Annotated in this window: 24 protein-coding genes and 1 tRNA gene; 14 read left to right on the top strand and 11 right to left on the bottom strand. The window is 63.9% G+C overall.

Annotated elements, in window-relative coordinates; translation table 11 throughout:
- Positions 1-155 precede the first annotated feature (155 nt).
- From secA to ASC45_RS05640, 4 genes are all read left to right on the top strand, one after another.
- On the top strand, positions 156-2,945 hold the full coding sequence (gene secA / locus ASC45_RS05625) for a preprotein translocase subunit SecA (protein WP_055450043.1): 2,790 nt from the start codon (positions 156-158) through the stop codon (positions 2,943-2,945).
- 69 nt (positions 2,946-3,014) lie between these two features.
- Positions 3,015-4,250: a bifunctional glutamate N-acetyltransferase/amino-acid acetyltransferase ArgJ gene (gene argJ / locus ASC45_RS05630; RefSeq protein ID WP_055450044.1), complete on the top strand. Its 1,236-nt coding sequence runs from the start codon at positions 3,015-3,017 to the stop codon at positions 4,248-4,250.
- 89 nt (positions 4,251-4,339) lie between these two features.
- A complete protein-coding gene (locus ASC45_RS05635) occupies positions 4,340-5,209 on the top strand; it encodes an ATP-binding protein (protein ID WP_055450158.1) in 870 nt (289 codons plus the stop codon).
- Positions 5,206-5,643 carry an NUDIX domain-containing protein gene (locus tag ASC45_RS05640; protein WP_055450045.1) on the top strand — a complete coding sequence of 146 codons (438 nt, stop codon included), beginning with the start codon at positions 5,206-5,208 and terminating at the stop codon, positions 5,641-5,643. The genes ASC45_RS05635 and ASC45_RS05640 overlap by 4 nt, the downstream gene beginning before the upstream one ends.
- Here ASC45_RS05640 and ASC45_RS05645 read toward each other — a convergent pair.
- The 8 genes from ASC45_RS05645 to ASC45_RS05680 all read right to left on the bottom strand — a co-directional run bounded on the left by ASC45_RS05645 (position 5,637) and on the right by ASC45_RS05680 (position 12,503).
- The gene (locus ASC45_RS05645; RefSeq protein WP_055450046.1) at positions 5,637-5,888 is read right to left on the bottom strand and encodes a DNA gyrase inhibitor YacG; all 252 of its coding nucleotides are present in this window, start codon (positions 5,886-5,888) and stop codon (positions 5,637-5,639) included. The two genes, ASC45_RS05640 and ASC45_RS05645, sit on opposite strands and share 7 nt — an antisense overlap.
- Position 5,889: 1 nt before the next feature.
- Positions 5,890-6,642, bottom strand: coding sequence for a cell division protein ZapD (gene zapD / locus ASC45_RS05650; protein ID WP_055450047.1), 753 nt, complete (start codon positions 6,640-6,642; stop codon positions 5,890-5,892).
- A gap of 88 nt (positions 6,643-6,730) precedes the next feature.
- Positions 6,731-7,351 carry a dephospho-CoA kinase gene (gene coaE, locus ASC45_RS05655; RefSeq protein ID WP_055450048.1) on the bottom strand — a complete coding sequence of 207 codons (621 nt, stop codon included), beginning with the start codon at positions 7,349-7,351 and terminating at the stop codon, positions 6,731-6,733.
- Positions 7,348-8,217 (bottom strand): prepilin peptidase, encoded by an 870-nt coding sequence (locus ASC45_RS05660; protein WP_055450049.1) that lies wholly within the window; start codon positions 8,215-8,217, stop codon positions 7,348-7,350. Before ASC45_RS05660 ends, coaE begins: the two co-directional genes overlap by 4 nt.
- On the bottom strand, positions 8,217-9,437 hold the full coding sequence (locus tag ASC45_RS05665) for a type II secretion system F family protein (protein WP_055450050.1): 1,221 nt from the start codon (positions 9,435-9,437) through the stop codon (positions 8,217-8,219). Before ASC45_RS05665 ends, ASC45_RS05660 begins: the two co-directional genes overlap by 1 nt.
- Before the next feature lie 14 nt (positions 9,438-9,451).
- Positions 9,452-11,194, bottom strand: a complete 1,743-nt coding sequence (gene pilB, locus ASC45_RS05670; RefSeq protein ID WP_055450051.1) for a type IV-A pilus assembly ATPase PilB — start codon at positions 11,192-11,194, stop codon at positions 9,452-9,454.
- 206 nt (positions 11,195-11,400) lie between these two features.
- Positions 11,401-11,477 (bottom strand) — tRNA-Pro (locus ASC45_RS05675).
- Positions 11,478-11,522: 45 nt separating this feature from the next.
- Positions 11,523-12,503, bottom strand: coding sequence for a polyprenyl synthetase family protein (locus tag ASC45_RS05680; protein ID WP_055450052.1), 981 nt, complete (start codon positions 12,501-12,503; stop codon positions 11,523-11,525).
- Between the two features lie 355 nt (positions 12,504-12,858).
- Here ASC45_RS05680 and rplU point away from each other — a divergent pair, with 355 nt between their 5' ends.
- From rplU to proB, 4 genes are all read left to right on the top strand, one after another.
- On the top strand, positions 12,859-13,170 hold the full coding sequence (rplU, locus tag ASC45_RS05685; protein ID WP_013104730.1) for a 50S ribosomal protein L21: 312 nt from the start codon (positions 12,859-12,861) through the stop codon (positions 13,168-13,170).
- A 12-nt stretch (positions 13,171-13,182) separates the two neighbouring features.
- Positions 13,183-13,440, top strand: a complete 258-nt coding sequence (rpmA, locus tag ASC45_RS05690) for a 50S ribosomal protein L27 (RefSeq protein WP_055450053.1) — start codon at positions 13,183-13,185, stop codon at positions 13,438-13,440.
- 164 nt (positions 13,441-13,604) lie between these two features.
- Entirely contained in the window at positions 13,605-14,681 is a 1,077-nt protein-coding gene (cgtA, locus tag ASC45_RS05695; RefSeq protein ID WP_055450054.1) for an Obg family GTPase CgtA, read from the top strand.
- Positions 14,668-15,810, top strand: coding sequence for a glutamate 5-kinase (gene proB, locus ASC45_RS05700; RefSeq protein ID WP_055450055.1), 1,143 nt, complete (start codon positions 14,668-14,670; stop codon positions 15,808-15,810). Before cgtA ends, proB begins: the two co-directional genes overlap by 14 nt.
- A gap of 17 nt (positions 15,811-15,827) precedes the next feature.
- On the opposite strand, the gene ASC45_RS05705 is transcribed toward proB, so the two are convergent.
- Positions 15,828-16,379, bottom strand: a complete 552-nt coding sequence (locus ASC45_RS05705) for a CNP1-like family protein (protein WP_055450056.1) — start codon at positions 16,377-16,379, stop codon at positions 15,828-15,830.
- Entirely contained in the window at positions 16,376-16,972 is a 597-nt protein-coding gene (locus ASC45_RS05710; RefSeq protein ID WP_055450057.1) for an RNA pyrophosphohydrolase, read from the bottom strand. Before ASC45_RS05710 ends, ASC45_RS05705 begins: the two co-directional genes overlap by 4 nt.
- 168 nt (positions 16,973-17,140) lie before the next feature.
- Here ASC45_RS05710 and ASC45_RS05715 point away from each other — a divergent pair, with 168 nt between their 5' ends.
- Together ASC45_RS05715 and ASC45_RS05720 are read left to right on the top strand one after the other, a co-directional pair.
- Positions 17,141-18,871, top strand: coding sequence for a proline--tRNA ligase (locus tag ASC45_RS05715; RefSeq protein WP_055450159.1), 1,731 nt, complete (start codon positions 17,141-17,143; stop codon positions 18,869-18,871).
- Between the two features lie 26 nt (positions 18,872-18,897).
- The gene (locus tag ASC45_RS05720; RefSeq protein WP_055450058.1) at positions 18,898-19,545 is read left to right on the top strand and encodes a lytic transglycosylase domain-containing protein; all 648 of its coding nucleotides are present in this window, start codon (positions 18,898-18,900) and stop codon (positions 19,543-19,545) included.
- Between the two features lie 29 nt (positions 19,546-19,574).
- On the opposite strand, the gene ffh is transcribed toward ASC45_RS05720, so the two are convergent.
- The gene (gene ffh, locus ASC45_RS05725; protein WP_055450059.1) at positions 19,575-20,924 is read right to left on the bottom strand and encodes a signal recognition particle protein; all 1,350 of its coding nucleotides are present in this window, start codon (positions 20,922-20,924) and stop codon (positions 19,575-19,577) included.
- 118 nt (positions 20,925-21,042) lie between these two features.
- On the opposite strand from ffh, the gene ASC45_RS05730 reads away from it, so the two are divergent.
- Genes ASC45_RS05730 through ASC45_RS05745 form a run of 4 tightly spaced genes read left to right on the top strand, consistent with a single transcriptional unit; the run spans position 21,043 to position 25,307 of the window.
- Positions 21,043-21,870 carry a cytochrome C assembly family protein gene (locus ASC45_RS05730; protein WP_245609965.1) on the top strand — a complete coding sequence of 276 codons (828 nt, stop codon included), beginning with the start codon at positions 21,043-21,045 and terminating at the stop codon, positions 21,868-21,870.
- A complete protein-coding gene (locus ASC45_RS05735) occupies positions 21,867-22,091 on the top strand; it encodes a PP0621 family protein (protein WP_055450061.1) in 225 nt (74 codons plus the stop codon). Before ASC45_RS05730 ends, ASC45_RS05735 begins: the two co-directional genes overlap by 4 nt.
- 43 nt (positions 22,092-22,134) lie before the next feature.
- The gene (locus ASC45_RS05740) at positions 22,135-23,805 is read left to right on the top strand and encodes a sensor histidine kinase (protein WP_055450160.1); all 1,671 of its coding nucleotides are present in this window, start codon (positions 22,135-22,137) and stop codon (positions 23,803-23,805) included.
- Complete coding sequence (locus ASC45_RS05745; RefSeq protein ID WP_055450062.1) at positions 23,802-25,307, top strand: sigma-54-dependent transcriptional regulator; 1,506 nt, start codon at positions 23,802-23,804, stop codon at positions 25,305-25,307. Before ASC45_RS05740 ends, ASC45_RS05745 begins: the two co-directional genes overlap by 4 nt.
- Positions 25,308-25,309 lie beyond the last annotated feature (2 nt).

Here is a 25,309-nt window from a genome sequence, read left to right on the forward strand (position 1 = left end):
ACTGGCAATCGGCGAATCAAGCCCCATTGTGCCATTCAGTGTGCGCCAAAACCGCACGCATACAATGAAATGTTCTCGGAGGACCGGCCGCGCGTGCGTTGCGGCGGTATTCCCTCAAACACACTCAAGACCGCGGGCCTGGAGTCCGCCTTCCCATGCCAGTCAAATTCCTCACCAGTCTGTTCGGCAGCCGCAATGAGCGTCTGCTGCGCCAGTACCGACGCGTGGTCGATCGCATCAATGCCCTGGAACCTCAATTTGAGAAACTCAGCGACGATGAACTGAGGGCCAAGACGGCGGAGTTTCGTCAGCATGTCGCAGGCGGCCGCAGCCTCGACGATCTTCTGCCCGAAGCCTTCGCCGTGGTGCGCGAGGGCGGCAAGCGCGCGCTGAAGATGCGCCACTTCGATGTGCAGCTGATCGGCGGCATGGCGCTGCATCACGGCAAGATTGCCGAAATGCGCACCGGTGAGGGCAAGACCCTGGTGGGCACGCTGCCCGTCTACCTCAACGCGCTGTCGGGCAAGGGTGTGCATGTGGTCACGGTCAACGACTATCTGGCGCGGCGCGACGCCGAATGGATGAGTCGGCTCTACAACTTCCTGGGCCTGACGGTGGGCATCAACCTGCCCAACATGACCAAGCCGGAGAAACAGGCCGCCTACGCCGCCGACGTGACCTACGGTACCAACAACGAATACGGCTTCGATTACCTGCGCGACAACATGGTGTACGAGCCGGGCGAGCGGGTGCAACGCGGCCTGAACTATGCCCTGATCGACGAAGTCGACTCCATCCTCATCGACGAGGCGCGCACGCCCCTCATCATCTCCGGCCAGGCCGACGACAACACCGAGCTCTACAAGAAGATCAATGTCATCGTCCCGCGGCTGGAGCGCCAGATCGGCGAGGAAGACCCGATCACCGGCAAGGGCGTGGAAAAGCCGGGCGATTTCACCGTCGACGAGAAGGCGCATCAAGTCTTTCTCACCGAATCGGGCCATGAGAAGGCCGAGGCTATCCTGAGCGAGATGGGGCTGATTCCGCCGGGCACCACGCTGTATGACCCGGCCAACATCCTGCTGATGCACCACGTGTATGCAGCCCTGCGCGCCAATCATCTCTATCACCGCGATCAGCATTACGTGGTGCAGAACGGCGAGGTCATCATCGTCGACGAGTTCACCGGCCGCATCATGGCGGGCCGCCGCTGGTCAGACGGCCTGCACCAGGCGGTGGAGGCCAAGGAAGGCGTGGACATCCAGAGCGAGAACCAGACTCTGGCCTCGATCACCTTCCAGAACTACTTCCGCATGTACGCCAAGCTCGGCGGCATGACGGGCACCGCCGATACCGAGGCCTTCGAGTTCCAGGAAATCTACAAGCTGGAAACCGTGGTCATCCCGACCAACAAGCCCATCCGCCGCAAGGATGCGCAGGACAAAGTCTACAAGACGGCGCACGAGCGCGACTTGGCGGTGGTGGAGGACATCCGCGACTGCTTCGAGCGCGGCCAGCCGGTGCTGGTGGGCACGACCTCGATCGAGAGCAGCGAAAAACTGTCTTCGCTGCTGCATCAGAAAAAGCTCGCGCACCAGGTGCTCAATGCCAAGCAGCACGCGCGCGAAGCCGAGATTGTGGCCCAGGCCGGACGGCCCGGCATGATCACCATCGCCACCAATATGGCAGGCCGTGGCACCGACATCGTGCTCGGCGGCAATGTCGAGAAACAGTGCGAGATCATCGAGGCCGACCCCAACTTGTCCGCGGACGAGAAAGCAGCGAAGGTCAACACTCTCAAAAGCGAATGGCAGTCGCTGCACGACAAGGTGATCGCCGCGGGTGGGCTGCACATCATCGGTACCGAGCGCCACGAGAGCCGCCGTATCGACAATCAGTTGCGCGGCCGCTCCGGTCGCCAGGGCGACCCGGGATCGACGCGGTTCTACCTGTCGCTCGACGATCCGCTGATGCGCATTTTCGCGGGCGACCGGGTCAAGGCCATCATGGAACGCCTGAAAATGCCCGAAGGCGAAGCCATCGAGGCCGGCATGGTGACGCGCTCGATCGAATCGGCGCAACGCAAGGTCGAGGCGCGCAACTTCGACATCCGCAAGCAACTGCTGGAGTATGACGACGTCGCCAACGAGCAGCGCAAGATCATCTACCAGCAGCGCAACGAATTGCTCGATTCCAAGGAGGTCGGCGAACAGATCACCTCGCTGCGCCAGGGCGCGTTTGCCGATCTGGTGCGAGCCTATGTGCCCGAGCAGAGCATGGAAGAGCAGTGGGACATTCCTGGCCTTGAACAGGTGCTTCGAGACGAGTGGCAGATCGACCTGCCGCTCAAGGCCTGGCTGGAGTCGGACGAAAACATGACCGACGAAGACGTGCTCGAGCGCGTGCTCGAAGCCGCCGACAGCGCCTACGCCACCAAGGTCGAACTCGTCGGGAAAGAGAATTTCGCGCAGTTCGAGCGCGTGGTACTGCTGCAGACGCTCGACCAGCAATGGCGCGAGCATCTTTCGGCACTCGACCATCTGCGTCAGGGCATTCACCTGCGTGGGTACGCGCAGAAGCAGCCCAAGCAGGAATACAAGCGCGAGGCCTTCGAGCTGTTCGGCATGATGCTCGACTCGGTGAAAACCGACGTCACCCGCGTGCTGATGACGGTGCAGGTGCAAAGCCCGGAGCAGGCCGAGCAGGCCGCCGAGGGGCTGGAGCAGAAAGCCCAGCGTCTGCACGTCAATTTCCAGCATGCCGAGGCAGCTTCGGGCATTTCCGTGCTCGACACCACCGAGGCGGCGCTGGCCGGCATGGCCGTAAGCGCGGCCGCGGCAGGCGCCACGCCGCAGGACAACCCCTACCCCAAGGTCGGCCGCAACGACCCCTGCCCCTGTGGCAGCGGCAAAAAATACAAGCATTGCCACGGCAAGCTGAGCTGACCTCAACAGTCCGGCTGCGGGGCTGCACGCTGCCCACCCTCACTTCCCTCACCCTGTGGAGAGTCTGTCATGGCCGTGAACCTTCAAGCCCCTGAACCCAGCCAGCTGCTGGCCATCGAGGGCGTTCTGCTGGGCGTCGCCGAGGCGCAGATCCGCAAGCCCGGACGCAAAGACCTCACCGTGGTGCAGATTGCGCCCGGTGCGAGCGTGGCCGGCGTGTTCACCCGCAATCGCTTCTGCGCCGCCCCGGTTCAGGTCTGCCGGGAGCATCTTCAGACCACCGGCGGCCATGACATGCGCGCCCTGGTCGTCAATACCGGCTGTGCCAATGCGGGCACGGGCGCCCAGGGTCTGATAGATGCGCGGCAGACCTGCGTGGAACTGGCCAGCCTGCTGGGTGTGCGTCCCGAGCAGGTGCTGCCGTTTTCCACCGGGGTGATTCTGGAGCCTATGCCGATGCAGCGTCTGCTCGCGGGCTTGCCCGCGGCGATTTCCGCTGCCCGCAGCGAGGGTTGGGCCGATGCCGCCCAGGCCATCATGACCACCGACACCCTGCCCAAGGCCGCCAGCCTTCAGGTGGTGATCGATGGGGTGACCGTGACGCTGAGCGGCATCAGCAAGGGGGCTGGCATGATTCGCCCGAACATGGCGACCATGCTCGGCTTCATCGCCACCGACTGCGCCGTCAGCCCCGAAGTGCTGCAGCAGCTCACCCGCGCCGCGGCTGACGATTCGTTCAACAGCATCACCATCGACGGCGACACCTCGACCAACGATTCGCTCATCGTCATCGCCACGGGCAAATCCTCCCTGCCCCCGATCACGCGCGCCGACAGCCCTCAGGCCAAGGCGCTGCAGGCCGCGCTCACCACGCTGGCGCAGCGGCTGGCGCAGGCCATCGTGCGCGATGGCGAAGGCGCGACCAAGTTCATCACGGTGCGGGTCGAGGGTGCGCGCAGCCGCGACGAGGCACGCAAGGTGGCTTATGCCGTGGCGCATTCGCCGCTGGTGAAAACCGCCTTTTTCGCTAGCGACCCCAACCTGGGGCGCATTCTCGCGGCGGTGGGTTATGCGGGGGTGGACGATCTGGACGTCGATGGCGTCGATCTTTATCTCGACGACGTGCATGTGGCTACTAGCGGCGGTCGGCATCCCGATTACCGCGAGGAAGACGGCCAGCGGGTGATGCGACAGGCCGAGATCACCGTGCGCATCGTGCTGGGCCGCGGCGACGTTGCGGCGACGGTGTGGACCTGCGATCTGTCGCACGACTACGTGTCCATCAATGCTGATTACCGTTCCTGAATCGAACCATGCCCGCAGCGACTCGACGCACCGCTTCCACCCGACCCCAGGCGCCCAAAACAGGCGATCAGCCGTCGACGCCCGCCGACCTGAGCGGCCCGCTGCTCGCGGTGTTCCAGCGGGCCAACGACCTGCTGAACCGGCTTGAAACGCTGCTGCCCGCGCCCCTGTCCGAGCCGGATTGGCAGGACTCGGTCGCGTTCCGCTGGATCAGCAAGAGCGGGCGCAAGCAGCTCGTGCCCGTGCGCAAGCTCTCGCCCATCACCTATGACGACCTGATCGGCATCGACGAGCAGCGCCGCAAGGTCGAGCGCAATACCCGCCAGTTTGTCCAGGGCAAGCCGGCCAACAATGTGCTCATCACCGGCTCGCGCGGCACCGGCAAGTCGTCTCTGGTGAAGGCCAGTCTCAACAAGTTCGCCCGCCAGGGCCTGCGGCTGATCGAGGTGGACAAGGCCGATCTGGTCGACCTTCCCGAGCTTACCGACCTGCTCGCGGCCAGGCCCGAGCGTTTCATCGTGTTCAGCGACGACCTTTCATTCGAGGAAGGCGAGCCGGGTTACAAGGCGCTCAAATCGGTGCTCGACGGCTCGGTGAGCGCGACTGCCGACAACGTGCTGATCTATGCGACCTCCAACCGACGGCACCTGATGCCCGAATACCTGCAGGAAAACCTGAGCTACAAGCATCTGGAAAATGGCGAGATCCATCCCGGCGAGGTGGTCGAGGAAAAGATCTCCCTGTCCGAGCGCTTCGGGCTGTGGGTGAGTTTCTATCCCTACAGCCAGGACGAGTATCTGCGCATCGCCGAGCATTGGCTGCGCGCCTTCGGCGTGAGCGACAGGCAGATGGACAAGGCCTTGCAGGAGTCGCTGGTCTGGGCGCTGGAGCGCGGTTCGCGTTCGGGCCGCGTGGCCTGGCAGTTCGCCCGCGACTGGGCAGGGCGCGGCGGCAAGTGAGCGGTCAGCCCAAGGCGCAGCGCGAGCCCGTCGCGGTTGCGGTCGGGCTGATGCTGCGGCAGGACGGAGCCTTTCTCATGGCCTCACGTCCGCAGGGCAAGCCGTATGCCGGATATTGGGAGTTTCCAGGCGGCAAGCTCGAAGCCGGTGAATCGCTGCAGCACGCTCTGGCGCGTGAGTTCGAGGAGGAACTCGGGGTGCGCGTGCGCGAGGCCCAGTTCTGGAAGAGCCTGCGGGTGGACTATCCCCACGCCCTGGTCGATCTGCAGTTCTGCCGCATCACCGCATGGGACGGCGAGCCGCTGGGCCTCGAGGGTCAACAGTTGTCGTGGCAGTCCCTGCCCGTCACGGTCGGCCCGGTGCTGCCGGGTGCTCTGCCGGTGCTGGAGTGGCTGGCCGAGGAGCGTTTGAAACGCTCTGAGCCAGATCAGTGACGTTGCTTCGGGGCCTGGGCGCTGCGCTCCAGTTCCTGCTCCATCGCTTCGATATCGGCGGCATCGGGCCTCGCCTGCACCCGGTAGCTCTCGCTGGCCCAGGCGCCGAAGTCAAGCGATTTGCAGCGCTCGCTGCAAAAGGGGCGCCAGGGATTGTCCGTGCTGTACACCGTGAGCGTGCCGCAGTGCGGGCAGGGCACCTTGCGTTGGGTGGTCGACGAGGGCTTGGTCGAAGGCGTGGTCATGTCACGGGCAGAGGGTCATGTCGAAGGGCACCTCACCCGTGCTGGGCGTCATGCGCCAATCGGAATCGGGCTGCATGAAGCGCACCGAAACCATGAGGCGGTGGCCGGTGATTTCGGGCACCAGGCCGAGCGCGCCATCGATGCGCAGCCGCAGCAGCTGGTAAGTCTTGCCCGCGAGCTGCTGCTGATAGCTGCCACCCACGGCCTGGAGCTTGCGCGTGCTGCCGGCGTCGCGCAGCAGACGCAGAAGCAGCTCGACGCTGCTGGCAAGCGGCGCGAATCCCTGCAACCAGCGCGCCAGATCGCTCTGGCGCTGCTGCTGGGGCAGGTGCTGCCAGGCGTAATAAGCCGGGAGGTCGAACTCGCAGGTGCCGCCAGGAATATTGGCGCGACTGCGGATCGCCATCAGCCACTCGTTGTCCTGCAGGTTCTGGCCGACCCTGCCTTGCTGCTGGCTGAGCGACTGAAAGGCCTGTTCGATTTCGCCGAGAACGGCGTCGAGCACCGTCTCGGCCACCGACGGGTTGCCCCGATAGGCCATGAAGGTCTGCCGCTGACGCTCGAGCTCCTTGAGAATGTCGGCCTTGAGGTCCTGACGGGCGGCGACATCCAGGATTTCGAACAGGGTGATCAGGGCGAAATGATGATGCTCCGGCAGCGCGCTTTGCTGCAGCACATCGACACGGCGGAAAAGATGTTCCAGCCTGAGCAAAGTGCGCACACGTTCATGCAGGGGGTATTCGTACAGAATCACGGGCCGATCCAGGAGAGGCACACAGCCATTGGCCAGCCGCCAGTCCGGGCGGCAACTCTATGCATTGTCATGCAAGCAGCGCCCGAACTCAATTTTTGTGCGCGAAGGAAAGGTAGCGCGCATGCAGTGCCTCGACCTGGCGTGCGAGGTGCGCCAGATCGCCACTGTTGTCGAGCACATCGTCGGCCGCGGCCAGACGCTGCGCGCTCGTGGCTTGCGTGGCCATGATGGCTTCGATCATCTCGGTCGCCAAGCCTGAACGCGATTGCACACGCGCCAGCTGAAGCGCAGGCGGACAGTCGACCACGCAGAGCCGGTCGATCTGCGGCCGCCAGCGATCCAGATGCTCCACCAGCAAGGGCACGACGAATACCAGATAGTCGCCGGGGCGCTCGGCGGCTGCCTGGCGCATGGCGGCTCCGATGAGGGGATGAAGGATGGACTCCAGCAGCCTGCGTGCTTCCGGGTCGGCGAAGACGCGCTGCCGCATCGCTGCGCGATCCAGGGCGCCAAGGTCGTTGCGGATATCAGCACCGAAGGCTTGGACCAGCGCGGGCATGGCCGCGCCGCCGGGGGCGGTGAGTTCGTGCGCGATCACGTCGGCGTCGATGATGGCCGCGCCATGAAGGGAGAAGAAATCGGCCGCCGCCGATTTGCCCGAACCTATGCCGCCGGTGAGACCGATGCGCAGCCGCGCCGCATTCATCATGCCCCGGCACGGGGCAGCAGCATCGCCACCAGCGTATCCGGTCCGATCAAGAGCAGAAGAATGCCGGCTGCGGCCAGGAAAGGGCCAAAGGGAATAGGCCTTCCGCGCTCGGTCAGCTTGAGCATTTGCAGCGCGATGCCGATCACCGCGCCGCAGATGCTCGACAGCAGGATGATGGGCAGGAGTGCCGCAACGCCAAACCAGGCGCCCAGCGCGGCCAGCAGCTTGAAATCGCCAAAGCCCATGCCCTCCTTGCCGGTGAGCAGCTTGAAGCCCTGATACACCGTCCACAGCGCCAGATAACCGACGATCGCGCCCCACACCGCGCCCGGGAGTTGCGCGGGGTGCAGGGTCACATGCCAAAGCAGCCCGAGCCAGAGCAGCGGCAGGGTGATGCTGTCGGGCAGCAGGGTGGTGTCGAAATCGATTAGGGCCAGGGTGATGAGCGCCCAGAGCAAGACGATGTAGGCCATGCTGTCCCAGCTTGCGCCCCATCGCACCACCACGGCCGCGGTAAGCAAGGCGGTGATCAGCTCGACCAGCGGATACCGCCAGGAAATCGCCGATCCGCAGGCCGAACATTTGCCGCGCAGAAACAAAAAGCTCAGAACGGGGATGTTCTCCCACCAGGTGATGGCATGGCCGCAGGACGGACAGCGCGAGCGCGGCGCGGCGAGGTCGAAGCGTTCGGTGGGTGGGGCTGGGTCATCGGGCTGCAAGGTGGCGCGGGCATCGGCCTGCCACTGCCGCTCCATCATCACCGGCAGACGGTAGATGACCACGTTGAGGAAACTGCCCACCGCCAGGCCGATCAGCCCGGCGGCCACGATCCAGAAACTCACGGGTACGGCGCTGAAATCGGGCATCAGCCGACGACCTTGCCCAGGTTGAAGATCGGCAGATACATCGCCACCACCAGGCCGCCGATGATGACGCCCAAAAACACAATGATGATGGGCTCGAGCAGGGCGGAGAGGTTTTTCACCAGCTCGTCCACTTCGGCTTCGTAGATATCGGCGGCCTTGCTCAACATGGAATCGAGCGAGCCGGATTCTTCACCGATGGACGTCAACTGAATGACCAGGGGCGGAAACACCCCCTGCGTCTGCATCGACGTGGTTAGGCTGGTGCCGGTGGACACATCCTGCTGAATCTTTTCGGTGGCGCGCAAATAGACGATATTGCCCGCAGCGCCGCCCACGGCGTCGAGCGCTTCGACCAAGGGCACGCCGGCGCCGAACATCGTGGCCAGGGTGCGGGTCCAGCGTGCCAGAGCGCCCAGCCGAACCAGCTTGCCGAAAACGGGGACGCGCAGCAGCAGGCGATCCATGGTTTCCTGCATCTTGACCGACTTCTTCCACGACTGCAGGAAAAAGTACCCGCCAAGAAAGATGGTGCCGAACAGGATGTACCAGTAATGCACGAAGAAATTGGACATGGCCACCACCATCAGGGTGGGGGCGGGCAGGCTGGCGCCGAACTGCGAGAACACCTCGGTGAACACCGGCACGACGAACAGCATGATGATGGACACGACCACGAAGGCCACGACCATCACCGCAATCGGGTAGGTAAGCGCGCTCTTGATCTTGCTCTTGATGGCCAGCGACTTCTCCTGATACGTGGCCAGACGGTCGAGCACCAGTTCGAGCATACCGGCCGTTTCACCAGCCTCGACCAGGTTGCAGTAGAGCGCATCGAAGTATTTGGGATGCTTGCGGAAGGCGTTGGACAGGCTGGTGCCGGTTTCCACGTCGCTGCGGATGTCCATGATCAGCCGGGCCATGTTCGGGTTGGGGTGCCCCCGCCCGACGATGTCGAAGGACTGCAGCAGCGGTACGCCGGCCTTGATCATGGTGGACATCTGCCGCGTGAAGGTGGAAATGTCCTTGGCCTTGATCGCCTTGCCGCTGGTCAGCCGACGCTTCTTGACCTTGGTGACCAGAATGCCCTGGCGTCGCAGCGCGGCCGAAACGATGGCTTCGCTGCCTGCGCGCAATTCTCCGCGCTGGAGCTTGCCTTGCCGGTCCTTGCCTTCCCACTCGAAAAGCGCTTCCTTCGCCGTTCGCGCCGTCGCTGTAGCCATGGTGCTTCCCCCGTTTACTCGTTGGTCACGGCGATGATTTCTTCCAGGGAGGTGACCCCCTGTTTCACCTTGAGCAACCCGGACTCGCGCAGCGAGCGCACGCCCTCCTTGCGCGCCTGCTCTGCAATGTCCATGGCTGTGCCGTGATTAAGGATGATGCGTTGTATTTCCTCGGAAATCGGCATGACTTGGTAGATGCCGACACGTCCTTTGTAGCCGGTGCCGCCGCAGGCATTGCATTTGCCGGCCTTGTAGGGCTTCCAGCGTCCATCGAGGTCTTCCTCCTGGAAACCGGCTTCGAGCAGGGTTTCGGCGGGCAGATCGGCCGGCGTCTTGCACTGACTGCAAAGCTTGCGCGCCAAGCGTTGCGCCGTGATGAGAATCACGCTGGAGGCGATGTTGAACGCGGGCACACCCATGTTCATAAGCCGGGTCAGCGTGGTCGGCGCGTCGTTGGTGTGCACCGTGGAGAGCACCAGGTGACCAGTCTGCGCCGCCTTGATGGAGATGTCGGCGGTTTCCAGATCGCGAATCTCACCGACCATGATGATGTCCGGATCCTGCCGCAGAAAGGCACGCAGCGCATTGGCAAAGGTTAGACCGGCTTTTTCGTTGACGTTGACCTGATTCACGCCGGGTAGATTGATTTCCGCGGGGTCTTCAGCGGTGGAGATGTTGACCCCTGGCTGATTGAGCAGGTTCAGGCAGGTGTAAAGCGAGACGGTCTTGCCGCTGCCCGTTGGCCCCGTTACCAGAATCATGCCGTAAGGTCGGTGAATGGCGCGCACCAGTTTTTCGCGTTCCTCGGGCTCGTAGCCCAGCGCATCGATACCCAGCTTGGCGGCGGACGAATCGAGAATCCGCATCACGATCTTCTCGCCATACAGGGTGGGAAGGGTGCTGACACGAAAGTCGATGGACTTCTCCGGGCTGACGCGCAGTTTCATGCGCCCGTCCTGCGGCACGCGGCGTTCGGCGATGTCGAGCTTGGAAATGACCTTGATGCGCGAGGCGAGCTTTTCCTTGATCGAGGCCGGCGGCTGGGCGATTTCGCGCAGCTCGCCATCGACACGAAACCGGATGCGGTAGAAATGCTCGAAGGGCTCGAAATGCAGATCGGAAGCCCGCATATTGATGGCGTCGATCAGCATCTTCTGCAGAAACCGCACCACGGGTGCATCGTCGACCTCGGCGGCTTGTTGGTCCTTGGTTTCCGTGGCTTCGCTGCCGTCGCTGAGGTCGCCCAGATCGAAGTCTTCGCCAACGAGTGCCGAAATCTGGCTGTTGGCCGACTGTCCGGCCTGATCGATGATGCGAGTCAGCTTGTCGTATTCGACGACGACCAGCTCGATCTGCGCCTGCGACTGAAACTTGATCTTGTCCTCGGCCTCGTGATCGGCGGGATCGGCGGTCGCCACCACCAGACGGTTGCCGCGCTTGAGCAGCGGCAGCACCTTGTAGCCCTGGATGATCTTGGAGTCGATCGCGCCAGTCGCCAGGCGGGTCGGGTCGTAGGCGTCCAAGTCGAGCAGCGGCAATGAAAAAGTCTTGCTCACCCAGTGCGCCAGATCGGGCGCATTCATGGAGCCGCTGCCGATGAGCGTGGCAATGAAACTGCTGCGCGTCTCCTGACTGCGCTGATGAATCTGCTCAACCAGCGTCCGCGGCAGCAGTTCGGCCTGCACCAAAGCGTGCGCAAGGCCGGGCAGGACCTTGGACGGCGGTGAGGCAGATGCGGCAATCGTGGTGGCTGACATGGCGCTGCAGAGAATAGGCCCCTCATGATGCGGGCGACCGAGCGGGTTTGTAAATCCTTCACGCCGCCCTCGCAAGGTGGATGGCGTGAAAAATCCACAGTTTAGAGGTGTAACGGCACGATTGTGGCGGTCTTGATGGCGCGGGCGACACGACCAATAAAAACGGCCGCCCACCGTGAACACGATGGCGGCCGTTTTCTGAATCTTGGTCGGGGTGAGAGGATTCGAACCTCCGGCCTCTACGTCCCGAACGTAGCGCTCTACCAGGCTAAGCTACACCCCGATCTCGTGAATGAATCGCAACAGCTCTCATCTTGCTTCAACGAGATCAGACCGTGCGTCCCAAAGAGTAAGCGCATAAGTCTAGCAGAGCCTGCCGGGCAGGGCTAGCGGGCAAGGGGTGGAGCGCTTGTTCTGCGATGCGAATTTCGTCTTGCGCAGCCTTGCGCACCGCTTCCATCGCGCCACAGCTCTGGACGATGTCCATGACGTCATCGAGAACGGAGGTGTCGCCCTGGCGAATGGCGTTTTCAATGAGGGCGCGTTGCGGGGTGGTGCCTTGACGCATGGCGATGATCAGCGGCAGTGTCGGCTTGCCTTCGCGCAGGTCGTCGCCGATGTTCTTGCCAAGTTCAGCGGAATTGCCGTTGTAATCCAGTAGATCGTCGATCAGTTGGAAGGCGGTGCCGAAACTGCGCCCGGCCAGGGCCAACTGTTCTTGCGTCTGCACTGTTGAGTCGGCCAGCACGGCGCCAATGCGAGCGGCGGCCTCGAACAGTTTCGCCGTCTTGAACCGGATGACCTGAAGGTAGCGTTGCTCGTCGACCTCGGGGTCGTGCATGTTGAGGAGTTGCAGGACTTCGCCCTCCGCAATCACGTTGGTGGCGTCGGCCAGGATGTCGAGGATGCGCATATTGCCGACGGAAACCATCATCTGGAATGCGCGCGAATAAAGGAAATCGCCCACCAGCACGCTCGCCGAGTTGCCGAAAAGCGCGTTGGATGTCTCACGTCCACGGCGCATCGATGACTCATCCACCACGTCATCGTGCAGCAGTGTGGCGGTATGGATCAATTCCACGACAGCGGCCATGACATGCTGTTGGGTGCCGCGAAAGCCCAATGCCTGGGCCACGAGCAGAAGCAGCGCAGGGCGCAGCCGTTTGCCACCGCCGGCGACGATGTAGCCGCCGATGGTGTTGATCAGCGCGACCTCGGAGGCGAGATGCGCGTGAATGGCCTGGTCGACGCAGGCCATGTCGTCCTTGATCGGCGCAAAGACGTCATGAATCGTCGGCGCACGGGCCATGTCGGGTGTTTGCGTGGATGGGAACGGCATGAATGGGCCAGTTGCGAATCGAATGCTGGTTGACAGTTTTTGATCTTTTGCGACGTGCAGCCATTCTAAGAAGGAGCGCGCACGGTCTGCCGTCTTCACGCTCTGTTCGATGGCACCCGGGCAACGATGTTGGTGCAGGTCTGGCGAAACTCGCAATGGATGCTAGAATTGTGGGCTTTTTCCGGACATTGCGTGGCGGCAAATGCGGCCATACTCAAAAGCAGGGCGGTGGTTGGCCTTGCGAGTGTCCGGTGGTCCGTGCTGAGGCTGACGGGTCGATCGAATGGGTCGGCAGTCGGCACGCACGATTTTTCAGAGGTGAACTATGTATGCGGTCATAAAAACCGGCGGCAAGCAGTACCGTGTTGCAGCTGGCGAAAAAATCAAGGTAGAACAGATGCCGGCAGACGTAGGTCAGGACATTGTGCTGGAAGAGGTGCTTGCCGTGGTCAACGGTGAAGACGCCAAGTTCGGCACCCCCCTGGTCGACGGTGCAAAGGTGACGGCCAAGGTGCTGTCGCACGGGCGGCACGACAAGGTGCGCATTTTCAAGATGCGTCGCCGCAAGCACTATCAGAAGCATCAGGGGCATCGGCAGAATTACACCGAGCTTCAGATCGAAACGATCTCGGCCTAAGGAGTAGCAGACATGGCACAGAAAAAGGGCGGCGGCTCGACGCGCAACGGTCGCGACTCAGAAGCCAAACGGCTTGGCGTGAAGGTGTATGGCGGCCAGGGCATTTCGGCCGGCGGCATCATCGTGCGCCAGCGTGGCACCAAGTTCCACGCCGGTCACAATGTCGGCATGGGCAAAGACCACACTCTGTTCGCGCTGGTCGATGGCCGCGTTGAATTCGAGGTGAAGAGCGCGTTCAATCGGCAGACGGTTTCCGTCGTGGCCAATTAATCGTTCGGCTCGATCGTCTGGTCCGATCGACTGATCCGGCACTTCTGTGGCCGGATCGGGGTGAAAACCCCACCCACGCCCCGGCATGGTGACGCAAAGCACGCGACGCGTGTGCCTGCATCACCTGCCGGGGTTTTCTGTTTTTTCTGCGAAACGAGTGCACCGTGAAATTTGTCGATGAAGTCGTGATCGAAGCGCACGCCGGCAACGGCGGCAACGGCTGCGTGTCGTTTCGCCGTGAAAAATTCATTCCCTTTGGCGGCCCGAACGGCGGTGATGGCGGCCGTGGCGGGCATGTCATTGCGCGTGCCGACGTCAATCTCAACACCCTGGTGGATTTCCGATTTTCCAAGCTGCATCGCGGCCGCAATGGCGAGCATGGGCGCGGTGCGGATCAGTATGGCGCGGGTGGCGACGACAAGGTGCTGCGCATGCCAGTCGGCACCCTGATTTATGACGCGGAAACGAACGAACTGATCGCCGATCTGGTTCAGGACGGACAGGAGATCATCATCGCTCGCGGTGGCCAGGGCGGCCTGGGCAATCTGCACTTCAAGTCGAGCGTGAATCGGGCGCCGCGCGAATCGACCAAGGGACAAGAGGGCGAACACCGCAAACTGCGCCTGGAACTGAAGGTGCTGGCCGACGTGGGTTTGCTAGGCATGCCCAATGCGGGCAAGAGTACCTTGATCGCGGCGGTGTCGAACGCCCGGCCCAAAATTGCCGACTACCCCTTCACCACGCTGTATCCCAATCTTGGCGTGGTGCGTCTGGGGCCTGGCCGGAGCTTCGTCATTGCCGACATTCCCGGGTTGATCGAAGGCGCGGCGGAGGGGCAGGGGCTCGGGCACCAGTTTTTGCGCCATTTGCAGCGCACCAAGCTGCTGCTGCACATCGTGGATATGGCGCCCGTGGAAGAGGGTGCCGATCCGGTCAAGGATGTGCGCGCCATCGTGGCCGAACTGAAAAAATACGATGCCGAGTTGGCGGCCAAGTCGCGCTGGCTGGTGCTCAACAAACTCGATCTTTTGCCCGAGGGTGAACGTGAGACGGCGGTGAAAAACCTGGTGCGTCGCTTGCGCTACAAGGGCCCGGTATTCCCGATCTCGGCGCTGGCGCGCGAGGGCCTCGACCCTTTGCTGCATGCGATTGCCGAACACATTGGGCAGAGCAAGCCGGTCGAAACCGTCGAACCCGATCCCCGCTTCCGTAATGATTCCCTCGACGATGTCAGCCCCTGAATTGAAGCCATCGAGTTCCGTCGTGCAAGCCGCGCGACGCATCATCATCAAGGTCGGCTCCAGTCTCGTGACCAATGAGGGGCGCGGCGTCGATCTCGAGGCCGTGTCTCGCTGGGCCGGGCAGATTGCCGGATTGCGCGCGGCAGGCAAAGATGTGATTCTGGTTTCCAGCGGCGCTATCGCCGAAGGCATGCGCCGTCTGGGCTGGTCGCAGCGGCCGCGTGAAATGCATCAATTGCAGGCTGCGGCGGCCGTGGGTCAGATGGGGCTGGCGCAAGCCTACGAAACAGCGTTTCGGCAGCGCGGCATGGTCGCTGCGCAGGTCTTGCTGACCCACGCCGATCTGGCCGATCGCCAGCGCTACCTCAACGCCCGCACGACTCTGCTGACCCTGTTGGAGCAGGGTGTCGTGCCCGTCATCAACGAGAACGACACGGTGGTCACCGACGAGATCAAGTTCGGTGACAACGATACCCTGGGTGCGTTGGTCACGAATCTGGTGGAGGGCGATGTGCTCATCATCCTCACCGACCAGTCTGGTCTTTACAGCGCCGACCCGCGCAAACATGCCGACGCCACGCTCATCGCCCAGGCCGACGCCGAGGACGCCACCTTGCAGGCCATGGCCGGCGGTGCCGGCACGGGCATAGGCACCGGTGGTATGGCTACCAAGGTCACCGCAGCACGGCGCGCGGCGCGCAGTGGCGCGCATACCGTCATTGCGAGTGGCCGCGAGCCCGATGTACTGATACGGCTGGCGCAGGGCGAAATCGTCGGCACCCAGCTCCTGGCCGGACATGCCAAACTCGCGGCGCGCAAACAGTGGATGGCCGATCACCTGCAACTGCGCGGCTGGGTGAGGGTGGACGATGGCGCCGCCCGCCGACTGCGTGCGCAGGGTGCGAGTCTGCTGCCCGTGGGCGTCGTCGAGGTTCAGGGTGACTTCGAGCGGGGCGATGTCATTGCGGTGCAAGACAGCGGCGGTGCTGAAATCGCCCGGGGGTTGAGCAATTACGCCGCGTCGCAGGCCCGGCGCATCATGCGCCGTCCGTCTTCGGACATTGAGGCCATACTCGGATTCAGCGAGGAGCCCGAACTGATCCACCGCGACAACATGGTGTTTCTGTGAGGCGGTTCGGCCCTGGTTCAGTTCGAGAGTGAAGACGGGGCGTGCAGCCCCAGTTCGATGCGACGCACCAAGTCGGCGGCAGAGCCTCTGACCGACTGGTTAAGGCAGAAATCGTCGCGGTACAGGGTGGAATGCACACGCGTCGCGCCGCTTTCGGGTATGCGCTGCCATTCGCTTGAGGTTGCCTTGACCCACTGCTTGCTGACGTCGTTCCAGAGCGCATAGAGCTTCCACTGGCGCGTGACGCAGTTGATGCCCTCGAAGGTGATGTTGCTCGGGCCATTGGGCGTTTTTCCGACCAGGGTGTAGCGCACGGTCTGACCCGGCTCCACCGAGACCGAAGCCCGGTCGACATAGAACTGCAGCGAGCCACTGGCGGTGATGTGCACGTGCACGAGGTCTGTGGGCGCGGCGGGAAGGGAGACGGGGGCCTCGGCTGCGGCGGTCTTGGCGCCGAACCAGCCTTCGTCACTGCTGGACTGCGCATGGGCACGGGGCGCCAGGGTGAGCATGCAACCCAGAAAGGCCAGCAGGGCGATGCGCACGGACTCGGATCGCGAGACCATCATGCCGGATCCGGGGTGGTTAGGGGAGAGGTGGGGGAGGGCGGAGCGCCGTTCTCGGCAACCGCTGCCGGCCCATCATGACGATGGCGTAGATTGGCGCGCAGGAAACGCGTGCGTGGCTCGGCCTTGGGCAGGAAAGCGGCGAGTTCGGTCAGCGCCAGTTGATAGACCTCTCGCTTGAACTCGATCACGTTGTCGAGCGGAACCCAGTATTCGTTCCAGCGCCAGGCATCGAACTCGGGGTGCTCGGTGGCGCGCAGGCAGACATCGCAATCGCGGCCGGTCAGGCGCAGCAGATACCAGATCTGCTTCTGCCCTTTGTAGATGCCGCGGCTGTCGCGGCGAACGAAGTGGCTGGGCACGTCGTAGCGCAGCCAGTGCCGGGTGCGGGCGATGATGCGGACGTGGCAAGGGTCGAGGCCAACCTCCTCGTGCAGTTCGCGGTACATCGCCTGCTCGGGGGTTTCGCCCGGGTTGATGCCGCCCTGGGGAAACTGCCAGGAATGCGCCCGTACACGCTTGCCCCAGAACACCTGATTTCTGGCGTTGAGCAGGATGATGCCCACGTTGGGACGGTAGCCTTCGCGATCCAACATCGCCTGATCCTCGATCTTTTAGAATTCTCAATCCGATTATAGGCAGCGACGCCGCCGTTGCAGGGGGGATTTCCACAGGTCGAAGAGGCCTGATGATGCGCCCCGGGCGCTGGCCCGTTCAGTCCACCTCTCGATGTCTCCACAATGTCGGCGCACACGCCGCTACGCATGAAAATTTCCCGCTTTTTCATTTCCACCCAGAAAGACGATCCGGCCGATGCCGATGTTCGCAGCCAGGCGCTGATGCTGCGCGCGGGCATGATCAAGAAACACGCCGCCGGGCTCTACAGCTACCTGCCGTTGGGCCTGCGCAGCATCCGCAAGGTTGAGGCCATTGTGCGCGAGGAAATGAATCGGGCGGGCGCCATCGAGCTGCTCATGCCGGTGGTGCAGCCCGCCGAGCTCTGGCAGGAAACGGGCCGACTGGACAAGTTCGGCCCCGAGCTGCTGCGCATCAAGGACCGCCATGACCGCGACTTCGTGATCCAGCCGACTTCAGAAGAGGTCGTGACCGATCTGGTGCGCAGCGAGGTGCGTAGCTGGCGTCAGTTGCCGCTGAACTTCTATCACATCCAGACCAAGTTTCGCGACGAACGTCGGCCGCGCTTTGGTGTGATGCGGGCGCGCGAATTCACCATGAAGGATGCCTACTCCTTCGACCGCGATTTTGAGTCGGCACAGGTCAGCTACCGCGCGATGTTCGATGCCTATGTGCGCATCTTTCAGCGCTTTGGTTTCGAGTTCCGCGCGGTGGCGGCTGATTCGGGCGCCATCGGCGGGTCGCTCAGCCATGAGTTTCACGTCATCGCCGAGACCGGTGAAGACGCCATCGCGTACTGCGAGGCGTCCGACTATGCCGCCAACATCGAAAAGGCCGAGGCGCTCTCCTTGATCGCCACGCGTGCCCAGCCCACCCAAGACCTGCGCAAGACGCCCACGCCGGGCGCGGCGAAATGCGAGGATGTCGCCGCGTTGCTGGGCATCCCGTTGCAGCAGACGATCAAATCGGTGGTGCTGGCAGTCGATGCCGACAAGCCAGGGCAACAGCCGTCGCTCGTGCTGCTGCTGGTGCGCGGCGATCATGCGGTCAACGAGGTCAAGGTGGGCAAGCTTGCCGGTCTGGCCAACACCCGCATGGCGACCGAAGCCGAGATCGTGGCCGCCTTCGGCACGCCTCCGGGCTATCTGGGGCCTTTGGGCACCCTGCAGCCGGTTCGAGTGATCGCCGACCGCACCGTTGCCAATATGAGCGACTTCGTCGTCGGCGCCAATGCCGCCGATTTTCATTACACCGGCGTGAATTGGGGGCGCGACCTACCCGAGCCCGAAGTGGCCGACATCCGCAATGTGCTGGCGGGCGACCCGAGTCCGGACGGCAAGGGCCTGCTATCCATCTGCCGGGGGATCGAGGTCGGGCATGTGTTCTACCTCGGCACCAAGTATTCAGCCGCGATGGGCGCGACCTTTCTTGACGACAAGGGCAAATCGCAGACGCTGGAAATGGGCTGCTACGGCATCGGCATCACCCGCATTCTCGGCGCCTGCATCGAGCAGAACCATGACGCCAAGGGCATGATCTGGCCCGATGCGATCGCGCCGTTCACCGCGGTGATCTGCCCCATCGGCTACGACCGCAGCGAGGCTGTGCGCGAGGCGGCGGATGCACTCCACACCGAGCTTCTGGCGGCCGGCGTGGATGTGGCGCTGGATGATCGTGGCGAGCGTCCCGGGGTGATGCTCGGCGACTGGGAACTGATCGGCGTGCCGCATCGTCTGGTGGTGTCCGATCGTGGGCTCAAGGACGGCACGGTGGAATACCAGCATCGCCGCGATGCCGCGCCGACCTTGCTGCCACTGGCCGAAGCATCAGCGCAATTGCAGGCCCGGCTCAAGCGCTGAGTCTGTTTTCGACAAGGCCGGGGTGTATGAGGCGTCTTTCCCGCCGCCATTGTCTGGTGCGGATGGCAGGGCTCGGGGCTGCCGTCGTTTCGGGCTGGGGGCTGCCAGCGGCCCCGGCCTGGGCCGGTGCGCAGAAGGAAGAGCAGCTCAGCGACGCCGTGCGCACTGCGCTGGCGGCGCAGATCGCCGAGGCGCCGCCGCCGCAGCCGCACTTTCGAGACGCCGATCATTTTGCCCAGTACTGGGTGTGGCTGGCGACCGAATCGGCACGACTGCAGTACCGGATTCCCGGGTTTTCGGTACGCCGCGATTTTCTACAGACCGTCTGGTATGAATCTCACCGCGCCGGACTGGAACCCGCGCTGATCCTGGGCTTAATCCAGGTGGAAAGCGGGTTCAAGAAGTACGCCATCTCATCGGCCGGCGCGATGGGCTATATGCAGGTCATGCCGTTCTGGACTAAACAGATCGGCAATGGCGACATCACCAGCCTGTTTCACATGCAGGTCAATCTTCGCTACGGCTGCGTGATCCTGCGGCACTATCTGAACATCGAGAACGGCAACCTGTTCTACGCCCTGGGCCGCTACAACGGCTCGCGCGGCCGGGCCGCCTATCCCGATGCGGTGCTTGCCGCACGCCAACGCTGGCTGGTGGCGGGTGGTTCGGGTTGAAGACTTTGCACGTCTCGGCGTGAGCCGGTTCAGCGCGGCATCATGCCGCCCATGCGCTGCATCATCTTGAACATCTTGCCGCCCTTCATTTTTTTCATCATGTCGCGCATCTGCTCGTACTGTTTGAGCAGGCGGTTGACGTCCTGCACCTGAACGCCGGCGCCGGCGGCGATTCGGCGCTTGCGCGTGGCCTTGATGACTTCGGGCTTGTGGCGTTCCTGCGGGGTCATGCTGTGGATGATGCCTTGCATGCGGCGCATGTCGCGCTCGGCGCGGTTCATGTCGGCCTGTCCGGCCTTGGCCTGCATTTCGGCCGGCAGTTTGTCGAGCATGCCCTGCAGGCCGCCCATCTTGTTCATCTGCTGCAGTTGCATCAGAAAGTCGTTGAGATCGAACTGGGCGCCCGACTTCACCTTGGCGGCGAGTTGCTGCGCGGCGTCGATGTCGACCTGACGCTGCGCCTGCTCCACCAGCGCGAGGATGTCGCCCATGCCCAGAATGCGGTCTGCCATGCGGCGCGGGTCGAAGGGCTCGAGGCCGTCGATCTTCTCCGACACCCCGGCGAACTTGATCGGCGCCCCGGTGACCTGACGCACCGACAGCGCCGCACCGCCGCGGGCGTCGCCATCGAGCTTGGTCAGCACGATGCCCGTCAGCGGCAGGGTGTCGTGGAAGGCCCGTGCGGTGTTCACAGCGTCCTGGCCCTGCATGGCATCGACCACGAACAGGCTCTCGATGGGCTTGAGCGCGCCGTGCAGTTCCTGAATCTCGCGCATCATGGCCTCGTCCACCGACAGGCGACCGGCTGTATCGACGAGGAGGACGTCGAAGTGGTGGCTGCGCGCGTAATCGACCGCGCGGCGGGCGATGTCCAGCGGCTTGTCCTGCGGCGAAGACGGAAAGAACTCCGCGCCCGCCTGCGCCGTGACCGTCTGCAACTGGGCGATGGCCGCCGGCCGGTACACGTCGCACGAGACGGTGAGCACCTTTTTCTTCTGCCGCTCGGTCAGCAGCCGCGCCAGTTTGGCGGTGGTCGTGGTCTTGCCCGCGCCCTGCAGACCGGCCATGAGCACGATGGCCGGAGGCTGAGTGGCGAGGTTGAGCGGCACGGCATCACCGCCCATGAGATCGGCCAGTTCGCGCTGCACCACCCCCACCAACGCCTGCCCAGGGGTGAGAGAGCCGACGACTTCCTGCCCTAGCGCCTTTTCCTTGACGCGGGCGGTGAACTCCCTCACGACCGGCAGTGCCACATCGGCTTCGAGCAGTGCGAGCCGCACTTCGCGCAGCATGTCCTGAATATTGGACTCGGTGATGCGTGCTTCGCCCTTGAGGGTCTTGACCACGCGGGACAGACGTTGGGTGAGGTTGTTGAGCATGAGGCGTGGAGAGTTCGGGTGCAGGGCAGACGCAGAGCCTTCTACCGGTCTGGTTTTGCCTTGCGTGGCGTCGGCTGGCCGCAGGGGGGTCGGTTAAACTTGGAATATGTCGATTTTAGTGAATAGCCTCGCGTTCGCCTTCTATATGCTGGCGGCGGTGTTGTCGCGTCCCGTGCCCGCCATGGCGTCGGGTGACGCGCAGGGCGGCGAGCCTGGGGCGAAACCACGGCCCGAGCGCTGGTCGACCTGGGTGATGGCGCTGGCCTGGATCGCTCAGACCATCACTTTCGCCATGGTGCTGCACGGCGAGCTGCAGCCGCATTTCGGCTTCGCGCAGGCGCTCTCTGTCACCTTCTGGCTGGTCGCGGCGGTGTATTGGGTGGAAAGCCTCTACTACCCCTTGCAGAAGCTGCGGAGCTGGATCTGCCTGCTGGCGGCCATGTCCATTCTTCTGAGCTGGGTCTTTCCGGGCACCTTCACGCCGCCGTATGGCGCCGGCCCCACCTTTGCCCTGCACTGGGCGATGGGCATCGCCGCCTACGGCCTGTTCGGCGCCGCGGTGCTGCATGGCATTCTGCTGTGGACGGCCGAGCGCTCGCTGCACCGGGGCAAGGGGGCGGTGTCGGGGGTGTCACGCAGCCTGCCCTTGCTCACCCTCGAAAAGCTGACTTATCGGCTGGCCGGCGTGGGCTTTGTGCTGTTGACGGCCTCGCTCGTGTTTGCCGCCACGTTCAGTGAGGAATTGTTCGGCAAGCCCTTCGAGTTCAATCACCAAGCGGTGTTCGGCATCGCTTCGTGGCTCATTTTTGCGGTGCTGATGTTCGGCCGGGTGTTCCTGGGATGGCGTGGAACGCGCGCCCTGGGCTGGCTGTTCGGCGGCACGGTGCTGCTGATGCTCACCTACGTCGGCTCGCGCTTTGTGCTGCAGGTGATTTTGCAGCGATGAAGTACCTTGTTCTGTTCGTGGTGGTGATCGTCGGGCTGATGTTCATCAAGAAGGCGCAGCAGCCCCGCAGTGTGCGCCCTCCGCAACCGCCTCCCAAGCCGAAAATTCCTGAAGCGATGCTGCCCTGCTCGCACTGCGGGGTGCACTCTCCCGCCAGCCGCTGCGTCTGGCGAGATGGCAAGCCGTACTGCAGCGAAGAGCATGCCCGTCTGGGGTCGTAAATCGCCCGCGGCGCCTACCGCCGAGAGCGCGTTCGCGCGGTCCATGTTTGCGCCGACAGGTGCTTCGTCGGGCTCGGCTTTGGTGCCGTCGTCCCGCCTGGGACGCGAGCGCTTGCGCACCTTTCGCGTCCTGGCCGCGGCGCGGGTGGTCATGGCGCTGATGCTGCTGGCCTGGCTGGTGTTGCTGCCCATGCTGCAGGCCAAAGGGCATGGCGAAGGCGAACCCACCTCCGGCCTTGGCTACTGGGTTGCGCTGGCCTACCTGGTGCTGACCGCCCTGAGTCTGTGGTGGAGTTTTTTTCGCACGGGCGGTCTGGCCTGGCAGGTGTTGATTGCGATCGCCGTTGATCTTCTGGCGTTCAGCACCCTGCAGTTCACCGCGGGCTACCCGGCGCGCGAATTCGCGCTGATCTATGCCTTGCCGGTGCTGGCCGCTGGCATCTATGGCACTTTGTCGCTCACGATGTTCGTCGCGGCTCTGGTGACACTGATCCTGCTGGGCGGTGCCGCGTTCGCGATGATGGGCGGCGTGGCGGAGGCCGAGCAGCGCATGCTCAACGCGGCCTTTGTCGGCATCGCCTATTTCGCCGTGGCGGTGCTGACCTGGCAGTTGTCGCAACGTCTCGCCCGCCAGGAGGCGAGGGCGACGGCCAGTGAGTCCATCGCACGGCGTCAGATGGCGCTGAACCAGCGGGTGATCGAGGCACAGCGCGACGGCGTCATGGTCGTCGATGGACACATGGTGCTGGAGGCGCTCAATCCGGCGGCGCAGCATCTGCTCGATCTGCCGTGGAGCGATGCGGTCACGGCGCGCTGGCTGGGGGGGCGCAAGGCGCTGCGCGAGCTGCCGGCGGCCGAGGCGGTGCGGCAGGAGGTCGAGCGCATGGCCATCGACGGCGAGGACGAACTGGAAGTGCAGGTGCGCACCCCGGCGGGGCGCAAGCTGCTGCTGCGTTTATCGAGGCTGGACAATCTGCCCGGCGGCACAGGCTACCTCATCGTGCTTCAGGACCTGCGCGAAATCGATGCCCGCATCCAGCAGGAGAAGCTGGCGGCCATGGGCCGGCTGGTGGCCAGTGTGGCGCACGAGATCCGCAACCCATTGGGAGCGATCGGTCAGGCCAACCAGCTGGCCCGCGAGTACGCGGCCGATCCGGCGCAGCTCGAACGGCTACACCACCTCATTGGCCAGAACGTGGAGCGCATCAACCGGACCGTGGAAGATGTGCTGGAGCTCGGACGCACCGCGCCGCGCGACATCGGCCTGATGCCCTGCGCCCCGCTGATGCGCGAGCTTCACGCCGAGTTCGACAAGCCCGACGAAGGTCGCATCGGTCTGTTCATTCAGGATGATGCGGCGCAGATCCGCTTCGATGCCCTGCACCTGCGCCGGATTCTGGTCAATCTGCTGAGCAATGCCCGGCGCTACGCCAGCAACCAGCCGCGGGCCATCGAGATCCGGCAACTGGGCGCCGAGCGGGTGCGTGAAATCCAGGTCTCCAACGACGGCCCATTGATCGACGCCGAACTGCGCGCGCAGTTGTTCGAGCCGTTTCGCACCACCAGCAGCCGCGGCGTGGGGCTGGGCCTGTATATTTCCCACGAACTGTGTCTGCGCAATGGCGCGCGCCTGGTCTATCGCATCGAGCGCGAAGGCACGCCCCAGGCGCGCGGCGCCTTTGTCATCCAGATCGCACCGGGCCCCGAAGCATGAATTCAGCGGATGTGCGCATTCTCATCGTCGACGATGAACCCGACTTGCGCGAGCTCTACACCTTGAGCCTGGTGCATGAAGGTTGGCAGATCGACGTGGCGGCAAGCGTTGCGCAGGCGCGCGATCTTTTGTTGAGGCGGCACTATGCGCTCATGCTCACCGACATGCGGCTTCCTGACGGCGAGGGTCTGGATCTGTTGCGCTGGCTGGAGGCCCAGCCCGATCGGCACGAGAAGTCCATTGTCATCACCGCCTACGGCAGTGCCGGAAACGCAGTGGCGGCACTCAAGGCGGGCGCGTTCGATTACCTGAGCAAGCCGGTCGATCTGGCCGCGCTGCGCCGCACCGTGCATGCGGCCCTTGCCACGGCCGACGTGGAGGTCAAGGCGCCGACCAGCAGTGCGCTGCAACGCATGGTGGGCGAGTCCGGCGTGATGCGCGCGCTCAAGCAGACGCTGCAGCGCGTGGCGCGCAGCATGGCGCCGGTGCTGATTCACGGCGAGTCGGGCACGGGCAAGGAGCTGGCCGCCCGGGCCGTGCACGAATGCAGCGCCCGCGCCGGTGGGCCCTTCGTGCCGGTGAACTGCAGCGCCATACCCGAGCAATTGCTGGAGGCCGAGTTTTTCGGTTATCGCAAAGGTGCGTTTACCGGGGCGATGACCGACCATGCCGGCTTTTTTGCCGCAGCGCAGGGCGGCACGCTGTTTCTCGACGAGATCGGCGAGCTGCCGTTGGCGATGCAGGCCAAGCTGCTGCGCGCGGTGCAGGAGCGGCGTGTCCGTCCGGTGGGCGAGACCGCCGAAGTGGCCGTGGATGTGCGGCTGGTCAGCGCCACGCACCGCCATCTTGAGCGGATGGTGGAGCAGGGCCAGTTCCGGCAGGATTTGTTTTACCGCCTCAACGTCATTGCCGTGTCGCTGCCTCCGCTGCGCGAGCGTCTGGACGATCTTCCCGTGCTCGTCGAGGCCTTGCTGGCGGACATCCGCCGCGACAACGCCCGGCCCGGCCTGCGGCTGAGCCCGGCGGCGCTGCAGCACCTGCGTCAACATCGGTTCCCGGGCAATGTGCGTGAACTCGAGAACCTGCTGCATCGCGCGGCGGCCCTGGCGGCGCAGGATCTGCTCGGGCCGGACGACATCGAGCTGCAGAGCGGCGCACCCGCGCCCGTCGCTGCCGAGCCAGCCGCTTCGGTAAGTTCGACTGCGGCGCTGCCAACAGCTTCGGCACCGCCCGTCCTCAAGCCCGAGCCTGTCGTTGATGATTCGCAGCAGTCCGCGCAGATTCCGATGGCGCAGTTCGTCGCCCAGACGCCGCTGCCGCCCGATCTCGGCGCCTATCTCGACCAGGTCGAGCGCAGCATTCTGTGCGAGGCCTTGCGACGCACCCGCTTCAATCGCACCGCAGCCGCGCAATTGCTGGGCCTGAACCTGCGCCAGATCCGCTACCGCATGGAACGACTGGACATCCGTGATCCGGCGGATGCGCCGGATGGCTCTGCCTGATC

Origin of the sequence: Thiomonas bhubaneswarensis, from assembly GCF_001418255.1 — a bacterium.
Taxonomy (GTDB): Bacteria; Pseudomonadota; Gammaproteobacteria; order Burkholderiales; family Burkholderiaceae_C; genus Thiomonas; species Thiomonas bhubaneswarensis.